The organism is Buchananella hordeovulneris (assembly GCF_001907235.1).
GTDB classification, from domain to species: Bacteria; Actinomycetota; Actinomycetes; order Actinomycetales; family Actinomycetaceae; genus Buchananella; species Buchananella hordeovulneris.
In genome coordinates, this window is the sequence record NZ_MQVS01000011.1 from 1 (window position 1) to 12440 (window position 12440).

At 68.3% G+C, this 12440-nt stretch carries 9 protein-coding genes and 1 rRNA gene; 8 read left to right on the top strand and 2 right to left on the bottom strand.

Features of this window, described 5'->3' with window-relative positions; genetic code table 11:
• The first annotated feature begins 142 nt into the window (after positions 1-142).
• From rrf to BSZ40_RS09490, 3 genes are all read left to right on the top strand, one after another.
• A 5S ribosomal RNA gene (rrf, locus tag BSZ40_RS09480) occupies positions 143-259 on the top strand.
• A 160-nt stretch (positions 260-419) separates the two neighbouring features.
• Positions 420-1508, top strand: coding sequence for an ABC transporter permease (locus BSZ40_RS09485; protein ID WP_073825705.1), 1089 nt, complete (start codon positions 420-422; stop codon positions 1506-1508).
• Positions 1508-2248, top strand: a complete 741-nt coding sequence (locus BSZ40_RS09490) for an ABC transporter ATP-binding protein (protein WP_073825706.1) — start codon at positions 1508-1510, stop codon at positions 2246-2248. Before BSZ40_RS09485 ends, BSZ40_RS09490 begins: the two co-directional genes overlap by 1 nt.
• Before the next feature lie 95 nt (positions 2249-2343).
• Here BSZ40_RS09490 and BSZ40_RS09495 read toward each other — a convergent pair whose 3' ends face one another.
• On the bottom strand, positions 2344-4149 hold the full coding sequence (locus tag BSZ40_RS09495; protein ID WP_143180938.1) for a dolichyl-phosphate-mannose--protein mannosyltransferase: 1806 nt from the start codon (positions 4147-4149) through the stop codon (positions 2344-2346).
• Positions 4150-4190: 41 nt separating this feature from the next.
• Between BSZ40_RS09495 and rsmI the strand changes: the two genes are divergently transcribed.
• Complete coding sequence (gene rsmI / locus BSZ40_RS09500) at positions 4191-5072, top strand: 16S rRNA (cytidine(1402)-2'-O)-methyltransferase (protein WP_143180939.1); 882 nt, start codon at positions 4191-4193, stop codon at positions 5070-5072.
• Positions 5073-5122: 50 nt separating this feature from the next.
• Here rsmI and gtfA read toward each other — a convergent pair whose 3' ends face one another.
• Complete coding sequence (gtfA, locus tag BSZ40_RS09505) at positions 5123-6601, bottom strand: sucrose phosphorylase (protein WP_073825710.1); 1479 nt, start codon at positions 6599-6601, stop codon at positions 5123-5125.
• A 140-nt stretch (positions 6602-6741) separates the two neighbouring features.
• On the opposite strand from gtfA, the gene metG reads away from it, so the two are divergent.
• From metG to BSZ40_RS09525, 4 genes are all read left to right on the top strand, one after another.
• Positions 6742-8553 (top strand): methionine--tRNA ligase, encoded by a 1812-nt coding sequence (gene metG, locus BSZ40_RS09510; RefSeq protein WP_073825713.1) that lies wholly within the window; start codon positions 6742-6744, stop codon positions 8551-8553.
• 3 nt (positions 8554-8556) lie between these two features.
• Entirely contained in the window at positions 8557-9507 is a 951-nt protein-coding gene (locus BSZ40_RS09515; RefSeq protein WP_073825715.1) for a TatD family hydrolase, read from the top strand.
• 123 nt (positions 9508-9630) lie between these two features.
• Positions 9631-10788, top strand: a complete 1158-nt coding sequence (locus tag BSZ40_RS09520) for a resuscitation-promoting factor (protein ID WP_073825717.1) — start codon at positions 9631-9633, stop codon at positions 10786-10788.
• 305 nt (positions 10789-11093) lie between these two features.
• A complete protein-coding gene (locus BSZ40_RS09525) occupies positions 11094-12359 on the top strand; it encodes a resuscitation-promoting factor (RefSeq protein WP_084542775.1) in 1266 nt (421 codons plus the stop codon).
• Positions 12360-12440: the final 81 nt, after the last annotated feature.

Here is a 12440-nt window from a genome sequence, read left to right on the forward strand (position 1 = left end):
ACCAACACAAACACAACACATTAAACACAAACCCAGACACGACCAACACAAACTCATGCACACACCCGCTCTACAGTTACAAACCCACCAAACAACACCCCCCCCACCCGGGGGGCAGGAAACACGGTGAGTTAAATAAACGTGCGGCGGTCACAGCGTCAGGGAAACGCCCGGACCCATACCGAACCCGGAAGCTAAGCCTGACAGCGCCAATGGTACTGCACCCGCCAGGGTGTGGGAGAGTAGGACACCGCCGCCACCACACCCAGTGGGCCCCCCAACAACACAGTTGCGGGGCCCACAACCACAACCACCAACTCCGCAAGCCGCGCGTTCCACTCCACACCCCGCCACCGTCGAGTGTGCGCTAGCGTGGTGCCGTATCGACCCGGTGTGTCGAGACAGAAACGGAGACCACCTTGTTCCTGGCCTTGCGCGAGATTAGGCACCAGCCAGCCAGATTCTTGCTAATCACCATCGTGGTGGTGCTGGTTAGCTACCTCGCCTTTTTCCTAACCGGCCTGGCCTATGGTCTGGCCAGCGCCTATTCCGAGGCCATCCGTAACTGGTCGGCCAGCGGGGTGGTGACCACCAGTACCGCCAATCAGAACCTCATGGCCTCCCGCCTGTCCGCTCGGCAATTGGAGGTGGCTAGTGAACAGGCCCCCGCGGCGGCCCCGTTGCTACTGCAAGCGGTGGTGTACGTCCCGTCCGCCGGGCAGGAGGAGCGGGCTAACGCCTACCTCTTCGCCGTCGACGAGGCCGGCCCGGCCGCCCCCGCGGTCACGGAGGGCCGCTACCCGCGCGCTGGCGGCGAGATCCTGCTCGATGCCACGCTGGCGCGGGAAGGATTTGCCCTGGGCAGCCAGGTGCAGCTGGCCGATTCCGATACCACCTGGCAGGTGGTGGGATTCACCGACGCGCAGCGTTTCCAGACCGCGCCAGTCATGTATGTCAGCATCGACCAGTACCGGGACCGCTTTGGTTACCTCCTGGCCGGGCGCGATGGGGAGGTGGCGGCCCATGCCGTCGTTCTTGGCCCGAATGCGACCCCGGACGCCGCGGCCTTGGAGGAGGCGGGGCTGGAGTACCTGTCCAGTGACGCTCTAATATCAGCGTTGCCAGGCTACAACGCCCAAGTATTGACCTTCTCCCTCATGATCGGCTCCTTGATCGGCATCGCTACCTTAGTGTTGGCGATCTTCATCTACGTGTTGACGCTGCAAAAGCGTTCCCTCTTCGGCATTATGAAGGCGCAAGGTATCCGCACCTCTTACATAGTGGTATCCGGCGCGGTGCAAACCTTCTTCCTGACCATGGTGGGGGTCGGCATTGGGCTGGCCCTGGCCTTCGGCACCTCTGTGGCCCTGGCGGGCAAGGTGCCGTTCGCCGTGTCTCCGGTCTTGTTCGCGGGCGTTATCGGTGCCTTCCTGCTTGGCACTGTCATCGGCGGACTCGTGCCGATCCGCACCATTTCCCGTATCGACCCGATTGAGGCGATTGGCTGATGATTGAGTTAACCGGTGTCACGAAAGACTTTCAGCAAGGCGACGAGACCATTCACGCCCTGCGCTCCACCGATTTTTCCGCCCACCCGGGGCAGCTGGTGGCCATCATCGGGCCGTCCGGCTCCGGCAAGTCGACGTTTCTGACCATCGTGGGGGGCCTGCAAAGTCCCACCTCGGGCCGGGTGGTGCTCTCCGGCATAGACATCACTGACGCCACCCCGGCCCAGCGCTCTGCCGCCCGCTTCGACAAGCTCGGCTTTATCCTGCAGTCCTCCTCGCTGGTGCCGTTCTTGCGGGTGGAAGAACAGCTTTTGCTACACGACAAGGTACGCGGTCGCCGCACGGACCTGCAGCGGCGCGCCGAGCTCCTGGAGCGGCTGGGATTGACGAAGCTGGCGCGAAAATACCCCGCTGATTTGTCCGGCGGTGAACGCCAGCGGGTAGCGATCGCTACCGCCCTCATGCACGATCCCGACGTCATCCTCGCCGACGAACCCACCGCGGCCCTGGACACCTCCCGCGCCTTCGAGACCGTCCAGCTGCTGCGTGAGCTCACCCACGACCTAGACAAGATCACCATCATGGTCACGCACGACCAGCGGCTGCTGCGCTACTGCGACCGGGTCTACGAAATCCGGGACGGGGAACTATCTGAACGCCCCGAGGTGGCCGGCGGGGAGGACGTTGGGGAGCACGACGCCGCCCAGGCCGACGCCGCCCACTCCCGCCTAGGCAAGTAAGCGGCAGGGCCCCCGCGGGGGCCCTGCCTACCGGGGATGAGCCACAGGGACGGTGTGAATATCGTGTGGGCGCCGACGGGGGAGCAGCCGACCGGCTAGATCCAGCGTTCGGACCACATGCGTTGCTGCCATTCCTCGTACGGGATGTAGTCGCCGACCCAGATCGGCCAGAAGAACCACGCCACGGCCACCACCAGCGCCGTCACGCCGCCCACCAGGGCCCATTGCCGCGCCCGCCAGGTGCGCGTGGGGGCCCACAGCCAGGCCATGGCCTGGCCCCAGGTGGCGCCCTCGACCGGGGCCGCGGGGAGCGGTCCGGCGCCCGGCGTCGATTGGGCGGCTGGCTGTTCCGCTGCCGGTTCACTGGTCGACTCGGGCACCGCCGGTACCGCCGGTTGCGCGCGCCGCGCGCCCAGCCACTGGCAGAGCAGCGCCACCGCGTAGGTAAGCGCCAGGCAGACCCAGGGGGAGAGCACCACGGTGTAGAAGGTGAAGATGGTGCGGTTGAGGTACTGGAACCACGGCAGGTATAGGCCGCCGTAGGCGGCCAAGATCAGCCAGGCCCGCCAGTCGCGCCTAAAGATCGCCCCCCACAGCACTAGGAGGAGGGCGGCGGCCCCCAGCCACCACACGGCCACGTTGCCGATGGCCAGGATGGCCTCCACGCACCGATCGGAGGCGCACGTCTGCCCGGCCCGGTGAGAGAAGTCATCGGGCCAGTAGAAGGAGGTGGGGCGCAGCTGCAGCAGCCACCCGAACGGGCTGGACATGTAGCTGTGCTCGCTGGTGACCCCCACGTGGAACGTGTAGATGGCCTTGTGGTAGTCCAACCAGTCGGCAATGGCATCGGGCAGGAAGCTCGGGGTCCACGGTTCGCGGCCCGCCAGGCGTTCGGCCGCGGCCCACCCGTGCTTGTAGGCGCCCGGGTTGCTGAACCACTTCAACCAGGTCGCGGTGTAGGTCAGGGCCGCCACCCCTACCAGGGCGAAGAAGGCCGGGATACCGCCGCGCACGATGCCAGCCTCTTCCCAGCGACGCACCCCCACGGCCCGGCGGGCACCCAGCTCCCAGCCCAGCACCAGCAGCCCGGCGGCCGCCAGCATGTACAGGCCCGACCACTTCACGCCGCACGCCAACCCGAAGGCCACCCCGGCACCGATGAGCCACCAGCGCACGCCGGTGCGCGGCCCGTAGTGCGAGGGGGTGATGCCGCCGTGGCGCGCCAGATCGCGGGCCATAGCCCCGCGGGAGACGTCCCGGTCGACCACGATGCACACCATGGCCACCAACACCCAGAAGGTCAGGAAGATGTCGAGCAGCGAGGTGCGGGACTGCACCAGGTGCTGCCCGTCCAGCGCCAGGAACAGCCCGGCCGCTGCCCCGAGCACCTGGTTGTGGAACAGGCGGGCCGCGAGCCACGTCAGCAGCACCACGGTCAGGGTGCCAGTCAGGGCCGCCCCGAACCGCCAGCCAAACGACGACTCGGGGCCAAACAGCTGCAACCCCAGCGCGATCATCAGCTTGCCGACGGCCGGGTGCACGACGAAGGACGGACTCGTCTTGGCCCCCGAGAAGTCGCCGCGTGCAAACGCCTCGTTGGCGCCGTCCGCCCACTCGGACTCGTACCCGTTTTGCCACAGGGTGTAGGCGTCCTTGATGTAGTAGGTCTCGTCGAAGACGATCGAGTGCGGGTGGCCCAAATGGATGGTGCGCAGCACGAACGCGAACAGGCCCACCACCAGCGGCACGATCCAGGCCGCGGCCGCCACCCGCCAACTGGTTAAGGCCCCGAGGCCGAGGCGGGAGCGCCAGTACAGTTCACTTGCGGCCTCGCCCGGGCTGGCACCCCCCAAAGGAGCGAGGGCAGGTGATCGTTTGCTGGCGGTTACCTTGGCTTTCACGCGCTACAGCATACGATGGGTCCGTTTTTTAAGGAGGCGCCGTGCAAGCTAGTGAGTCAACTGAGGTCCTCATCCCGGGCACCATTGCCCTGGCCGCCACCCCGATCGGCGATGCGCGCGACGCCTCGGCCCGCCTGGTGACGGCCCTGGGACAGGCCGACATCATCGCCGCCGAAGACACCCGGCGGACGCGCGACCTGGCGCGGCGCCTGGAGATCACCCTGACGGGCAAAGTGACGGCGTTCCACGAGCACAACGAGCAAGCCAAGACCCCGGTCCTGCTGGAGCAGGCGCGGGCGGGAGCCCGGGTGCTGTTGGTGACCGACGCGGGCATGCCGTCGGTCTCTGACCCGGGCTACCGATTGGTGGCGGCTGCGGCCGCGGCGGGCATCGGGGTGCGGGTGCTGCCGGGACCGAGCGCGGCGCTGACGGCGCTGGCGATCTCGGGGCTGGCGTCGGACCGTTTCTGCTTCGAAGGCTTCTTGCCCCGCAAGGAGGGGGAGCGCTCCCGCCGCCTGGCGAGCCTGGCAGGCGAGGAGCGGACCATGATTTTCTTCGAAGCCCCGCACCGCACGGCCGCGGCCCTCGCGGCCCTGGCGCAAGCCTTTGGGGAGCAGCGCCGGGCAGTGGTGTGCCGCGAACTGACCAAAACCTACGAGGAGGTCGTGCGCGGGGAGTTGGCGGAGCTAGTTGCCTGGGCAGCGGACGGCGTCAAGGGCGAGGTATCGATCGTGGTGGCGGGGGCACAACCGCAGGCGGTGGCGGCGGCGAGCCTGGTGGACCGGGTGGAGGAACTGGTGGCGGGTGGGGCCCGGCTGGGCGACGCGGCCGCCACGGTGGCGGCGGACACCGGGGTAGCCAAGCGCGAGCTGTACGCCGCGGTGGTGGCTCACCGCTCCCGGGCGGTCACCCCGCAGGATTAGCCGCCGGGGCGGGACGGTGCGGTCACCGCAGCGCCCCCGCGGGGCGAACCTCAGCGGTGCGCCAGCTGCAGCAGTTCGGTGACTTGCTGCGGGCCGTCGGGCGTCGACCAGGTCAAAGTCGCAGCGTGGGTGGCGGTGTCAGCACGCAGCGTGATCTCATCGGTCCCCGCCTGCCAGCGCAGCTGCAGGTGCGGCCCGTCGGCGGTGCAGGTGAACTCTCCTCCGAAGGCGGGGTGGGTGTTGCGCAGCCGACACAGCGCCCCCAGGGCCTTAACGACGGGGCGGGCCAGCTGCTGGTCCACTTCGGTGGGGGAGTAGTAGTGCCGATTGATGTCGCGCCCGACGCCGGTGCGCTCCAGCAGTTCCATGTCGTTGCCGCCCGCCAGGGCCCCCACGTAGTAAACCTGCGGGATGCCGGGGGTGAAGAACTGGATGGCGCGGGCCAGTAGGTAGGCGGAGTCATCCGAGCCGAGTGCGGCATAGAAGGTGGCGTTGACCTGGTAGATGTCCAGGTTGGAGGCGGCAGTGCCAGTGGCCTGGCGGGACTGGCCACCGGTGTGCGCGTGGATGGCTTCCACCAGGGCATCAACCTGCGCATCGGTCAGCAGGCCCGGCTGGGTGGGGTCGATCTGGTCGCGGGCGACGTCGACGACCCCGATGCCGTCGTGCGTGTCCAGGACCGTCACGGCATTGGCGGGCCGCACCTGGAGCCACCGCAGCAGCGGGGCGGTGTCACCGGTGTAGAGGGTGTGCAACACCAGTGGGGGCAGGGCGAAGTCGTAGACCCAGTCCACGGCCGCCGCGATGGCGACCTGCCGGGCGTAGTGGGAGTGCACCTCGACGAGCACCTCCATGCCGAGCTCACGGGCGCGGGCCGTCAAACGGTCGATGAACTGGAAGGTCTCGGGGGTGAGGAAGCAGGAGGTGCCGGGGGTCTTGATGGCGTAACCGACGGCGTCGAGCCGCACCAGGCGCACCCCGCCATCGGCCAGGGTGGTTAGCACCCGCTCCAGGTAAGCCCAGCCTGCCGGGTGGCCCAGGTCAATGTCGATCTGTTGCGCGGTGAAGGTGGTCCACACCAGCCGCAGTTTCCCGGCCACCCGGTAGGGGGTGAAGCACAGGCCGGGCCGGGGCCGATAGATGGCGGTCAGGTCGGCCTCGCTCACCCCGTCGGGGAAGACCGAGGACAACGTCAGGAACATGCCGTCGGCGGGGGAGTCCGCTCCCCGGGCCTGCCAGTCGACGAACTGCGGGCTGGCCGCCGAGACGTGGTTGACGATCAGATCCGCCATCACCTGGTGCGTGGCGGCGAGGTCCCGCAGGTCTTGCCAGCTGCCCAGGCGGGGGTCGACGACGGTGTGGTCCACCGGGTCGAAGCCGGCGTCGGCGCCATCGATGGGGGTGAAGAATGGCAACACGTGCACGCCGCCAAACCAGTGCGACAGCTGGGTGGTGAGCAGGCCGCGCAGGCTCGGCAGGTCCCCGGCGAGCCGGTCGGCGTAGGTGATGAGTTGGACTTCGTTGCGCATGACTTTCTCCCGGTGTGGCTGGCGTCGGTGGCAGCGTAGGGCCTGGTGGGCGAGATAAGCGGATTCGGCACGTAACGATCTGGTGGAGACGCCTCGGCAGGCGGGGCTCGGCGCGGCGGGCGGGCCACTAGGATGAGGCCATGACTCGTGTTCTTTCCGCCGTGGCGTGGCCGTATGCCAACGGGCCGCGACACATCGGCCATGTGGCAGGCTTTGGTGTTCCCTCCGACGTTTTTTCGCGCTATATGCGGATGGCGGGGCACGAGGTGCTGATGATCTCGGGAACCGATGAGCACGGCACCCCCATTTTGGTGGCCGCTGACCAGCAGGGCCTGACCGCGCGCGAGCTTGCGGATAAGAATAACCGGATCATCGTGGAAGACCTAGTTGCGCTGGGCCTGTCCTACGATCTGTTCACGCGCACCACCACCGGTAATCACTATGCCGTCGTGCGGGCCATGTTCGAGACAGTGCGTGACAACGGCTACATGATCAAGCGCACCATGGGGGCGGCCATCTCGCCGTCAACGGGCCGCACCCTGCCCGACCGCTACATTGAGGGCACCTGCCCGCTGTGCGGTTACGGTGAGGCCCGCGGGGACCAGTGCGACAACTGCGGCAAGCAGCTGGATCCCACTGACCTGATCGCTCCGCGGTCCAAGGTCAACGGCGAGGTGCCCGAGTTTGTGCAGACCGAACACTACTTCTTGGACCTACCGGCGCTCGCCGAGGCGCTCGGCCAGTGGCTGGATGAGCGGGAGGCGGCGGGTTCGTGGCGCCCCAACGTCATCCGGTTCTCCCAAAACATCCTGGCCGAGATTCGCCCGCGGGCCATGACCCGCGACATCGACTGGGGGATTCCGGTACCGGGCTGGGAGGACCAGCCAAACAAACGACTCTACGTCTGGTTCGATGCCGTCATCGGCTACCTTTCGGCCTCTATCGAGTGGGCCCGTCGCAGCGGGGACCCGGACGCTTGGCGCAAGTGGTGGAACGACCCGCAGGCCCTCAGCTACTACTTCATGGGCAAAGACAACATCGTCTTCCACTCCCAGATCTGGCCCGCCGAGCTGCTTGGCTACAACGGCCAGGGCGCGCGCGGCGGCCAGCCCGGCGCCTTCGGGGTGTTAAACCTGCCCACCGAGGTCGTCTCCAGCGAGTTCCTCACCATGGAGGGCAAGCAGTTTTCCACCTCCCGCTCGGTGGTCATCTACGTGCGTGACCTGCTCTCGCGCTACCAGAGTGACGCCCTGCGGTACTTCATTTGCGCCGCCGGGCCGGAAAACCAGGACAGCGACTTCACTTGGGCGGAGTTCGTGCGCCGCACCAACCACGAATTGGTGGCCGGCTGGGGCAACCTGGTCAACCGCACGGCCGCGATGATTGCCAAGAACTTCGGGCAGATTCCTGCCCCGGGGCCGCTGGCCGACGTCGATGCGGCCTTGCTGGAGGCGGTTGCGGCCGGGTTTGCTACCGTCGGCTCGCTGATTGCCGCCCACCGGCAGCGCGCCGCCATCGGTGAGGTCATGCGGCTGGTGGGGGAGGCCAATCGGTACGTGGCCGAGACCGAACCGTTCCGGCTGAAGGCGCCCGAGCAGCGTGAGCGCCTGGCTACCGTGTTGCACACCTTGGCCCAGGCGGTGGCGGATCTGAACACGATGATGTCGCCGTTCCTGCCGCACTCGGCTAACGCCATCGATCGGGTGTTGGGCGGGGCCGGAGACCTGGCACCCCTGCCGCGCATTGAAGAAGTGGTCGATCTTGACATCACCCGCGAGGATGGCAGCCCGTTGGACTACCCGATCATCACCGGCGACTACACCAATGTGCGCCCCTGGGCGTCCCGCCCGGTGGTGGTGGGCACACCGGTGGCCAAGCCGACGCCGGTTTTCGTCAAGCTCGACGAGTCGGTCATCGCCGAGGAATTGGCCCGGTTGGAGAAGGCCAAGTAGCCGGTGGGTAAGTCCAAACGGTCCCAGCGCTGGCCCGACGTCGGCGCCGCCCTGCCTGCCCCGGTCACCGACAATCACACGCACCTGCCGGTGCGCTTGGCGGACATTCCGCTGGTGCAAGGTGAGCGCTTGCCGCTGCCGGAGCAGTTGCGGCGCGCCGCTGCGGTCGGGGTCGAGCGCATCATCACCGTCGGTTGTGAACTGCCCGATCTGGCCGCCAGCCTAGAGCTGGGCAACCTGCCGGGGGTGCGGGTGGCCCTGGCCCTGCACCCCAATGAGGCCCCGCTGCACGCCGGGGGGCAGCACTACGCGGACGGCGGCGCCCCGGATGGGTTGGAGCCGCGCCTGCTGCCCCACCACGCCACCAGCTTGGACGACGCTGTCGCCGAGGTCGCCCGCCTGGCCGCCGATCCGCGGGTGGTGGCGGTGGGGGAGTCCGGTCTGGATTACTTCCGGGGCGCTCCACCTGCCCGGGCGGCGCAACAGGCCGCCTTCCGGGCTCACATTGCCCTGGCCAAGGAACTGGACAAGCCGTTGCAGATCCACGATCGGGATGCCCACCAGGACGTCATCGATATTCTGTTGGCCGACGGTGCCCCGGCTCGCACCGTCTTCCATTGCTTCTCCGGTGACGCCGAGATGGCGGGGGTGCTCGCCGAGCACGGCTGGTTTGCTTCCATCGCCGGTCCGGTGACCTACCACGCCAACGAGGAGGCCCGTCGGGCCCTGCGGGCCCTGCCCCGCCACTTGGTGCTGGTGGAGACCGACGCCCCCTACCTGGCCCCCCATCCGCTGCGGGGACGCCCAAACGCCTCCTACGTTATGCCCGTCACCGTGCGGGCGATGGCCGAGGTCTGGCAGGCTGACCTCGCTGACGTGTGCCAGCAGCTGGAGCGCAATACGCAGGCGGTCTACGGCACTTGGCCGCCACTGGGCGGCCCCTGTGGCAGCTGACACTCGGGGCGGCCGGGCCCTAGACAGCCCCCGTATGCCTGGCATTACAGTGCTGGTGGTGCCCGCCCGTGGCGCCGTCGCTTGCCCCGGTGGCCTCCCCGCTGCCTAGACCTAAAGGACATCATGACCGCCAGCCCCTCCACCAGCCCGAATGCGCAGCATGCCCGCAAATCCCCGTCCCGGCGTCGTGGGCTGCTGGTGGGCGGCGCCGCCGCGGTGGCGTTGGCAGCGGCGGGCGTCGGCCTGGCACTAACGGCCCACAAGACCATCACCCTGCAGCTGGACGGGCAAACCTCGACCGTCACCACCTTCGCCGGTTCGGTGGAGGGGGCGCTGGCGAGCGCCGGCGTGGAGGTCGCCCAGCACGATCTGGTGGTGCCTGCCCTGACCGCGGGGGTCGCGGACGGCAGCGTCATTAGCATCAAACGGGCCCAGCCCTTGCACGTGGGCGGGCGGCAGGTGTGGAGTGCCCGCGACAGTTTGGCGGCCGCGGCCGCCGAATCCGGCCTCGGAACGTTCTCCGCCACTCGGTCTACTTCCCGCGACGCGGTGCGCCCACTGCCCTTCGTGGGGGACGGGACGGTTGTCACGGTGGTGGCCGACGGCAAGGAAGCCCAGGTGACCGCCACCGGGGAGATGGACATGACCCAGGTGCTAGCGGCCGCCGGGGTGCAGCTGTCTGCCATCGATCAGGCGCTGGCGGAGGTTGATGATGCGGGGGGCGTGCGGGTGACGGTTGTGCGGGTCGTGCGCGCCCTGACGGAGGAGACCGCCGAGATTCCCTTCGAGCAGGTCGAACAGGAAGACGAAGAGATGGAGGAGGGCAGCACCGAGGTCGTCCAGGAGGGCGTGGCCGGGCTGCACACCAAACGGACCTACACCGAGACGCGCGACGGCAAGGCGACGGTGAGCGTCGTCGTCAGCGACGCAGTCTCGCGCGCCCCGGTGGCGGAGATCACCGCGGTGGGGACGAAAAAGAAGCAGGAAGAAGAACCGGAAAAGCCGTCGGAGCCCGCGGGCGGCGGGGGCGGCGGGGCTCCCGTGGAGGGTGTGTGGGCAGCGCTGGCCCAGTGCGAGTCGGGCGGGGACCCCACCACTAACACCGGTAACGGCTATTACGGCCTCTACCAGTTCTCCCTGCCCACCTGGCAGGCAATGGGCGGTAGTGGATTGCCGTCGGAGGCGTCGGCCGAGGAGCAGACGATGCGGGCGCAGATGCTGCAGGCCCGCGCCGGGTGGGGGCAGTGGCCCGCCTGCGCGGCCTCCCTCGGCCTGCTCTAGCACCCCGCACTTCAGCAAACACCCAGGTCGGGTCGGCCCTTCGTCCAGGCTGCCTGGGGATGCTGTTGGGGCGGGCTTGCAGCACCCGCGCCCCCGTTGGCAATGGTTTTACCAAACCGATGCAATGGTTGTGTGGATTACCACTTGTGACGCCTGCGGCTGGACAATTCGCATAACAGTCTGGTTACGATTTCGGCGTGGAGGCTGCAAAGTTTCCGCGAGTGCGCAGCTCACGCGCGCTGCCCCGGGGTCAGCTCTCCCGGCGGAACCACTCCGCCCCTGACCCCAGAACAGCGAAGGACGTTATGACTGAGTTAGAAAACCCCCAGCAGACTGCCCGCCGGGCCCGCCCCGCTAAGAAGAGCTGGCGGCTCTTGGCCGCCGGTGGCGCCGCCCTCACCCTGGCCCTGACCGGGGGCGCCATCGCCTACAGCGCCCACAAGTCCGTCACCGTGCACGTGGACGGACGCAGCCACGCCGTCTCGACCTTCTCCGGCTCGGTCAACGACGCGCTGGCGGCCGCCGGGGTGGAGGTGACGGCTCACGACCTCGTGGTGCCGGCCGGCGGGTCCGCCCTGACAGACGGCACCGTCATCACCGTCAAGCGCGCCCAACCGCTGCACGTCGGGGGCGAGAAAGTGTGGACCACGCAGGGCACGCTGTCCGCGGCCGCCGCGGAGGCGGGCCTGGAAAACTACGCCGCCACCCGCTCCACTTCCCGCGACGCCCTGACCACGTTGCCGTTGGTGGCCGCAGGCACCCCGGTGACGGTGATGGCCGACGGCAAGGAGAAGCAGTTCACCGCGGAGACGGATCTGGACACCGCAGCGGTGTTGGCCGCCGCCGGGGTGGAGGCCAGCCCCATTGACCACGTGCAGGCCGCTCCGGGTGACAACGGCGCGGTCAAGGTCAGCGTCGTGCGCGTCAAGCGCACTCTCACCGCCGAAAAGACCGAGGTTCCCTTCGAAACCGTGCAGGAAGAAGACCCGGAGTTGGAGGAAGGCACCACCGAGGTGCGCCAGGCCGGGCAAGCCGGGGAGAAGACCAAGCAGACCTACAGCGAGACGCGCGACGGCAAAGCCATCGTGAGCGTGGTGCTGGGGGAGGGTGTGACCAAAGAGCCGGTCAAGGAGATCGTGGCCGTCGGCACCAAGGTGAAGGCCGAGGCCACCCCGAGTCCGAGCCCGAGCACGGAGGCTCCCGCCGAGACCGAGGCTGAGGCGCCTGCCGCCCCCGCGAACCCGCCCGCTCCCGCCGGCAACTACTCCGGTGGCGACCCGCGTGGCATCGCCCAGTCCATGCTCGCCAGCTACGGCTGGAGCCAGAGCGAGTTTGGCTGCCTGGACGCGCTGTGGGAACGGGAATCCAACTGGAACCCCTACGCGGAGAACCCCTACTCCGGGGCCTACGGCATTCCCCAGTCGCTGCCTGCCTCCAAGATGGCCTCGGCTGGTGCCGACTGGGCGACCAACCCCGCCACCCAGATCTCGTGGGGCCTGAGCTACATCGCGGGCCGCTACGGTTCGCCGTGCGCCGCCTGGGCCCACTCCGAGTCCGTGGGCTGGTACTAAACAGCATTTCTGTGGGCGGTCCCCCTGGTGCGGGGCCGCCCACAGGCGTGCGTACGCGCAGGTCGATCGCTACCGCTACCC

Excerpts from the sequence above, each read along its gene's own strand:
- BSZ40_RS09520 (WP_073825717.1), top strand. The coding sequence starts at position 9,631 with ATGACCGCCAGCCCCTCCACCAGCCCGAATGCGCAGCATGCCCGCAAA.
- gtfA (WP_073825710.1), bottom strand. The coding sequence starts at position 6,601 with ATGCGCAACGAAGTCCAACTCATCACCTACGCCGACCGGCTCGCCGGG.
- metG (WP_073825713.1), top strand. The coding sequence starts at position 6,742 with ATGACTCGTGTTCTTTCCGCCGTGGCGTGGCCGTATGCCAACGGGCCG.
- BSZ40_RS09490 (WP_073825706.1), top strand. The coding sequence starts at position 1,508 with ATGATTGAGTTAACCGGTGTCACGAAAGACTTTCAGCAAGGCGACGAG.
- BSZ40_RS09525 (WP_084542775.1), top strand. The coding sequence starts at position 11,094 with ATGACTGAGTTAGAAAACCCCCAGCAGACTGCCCGCCGGGCCCGCCCC.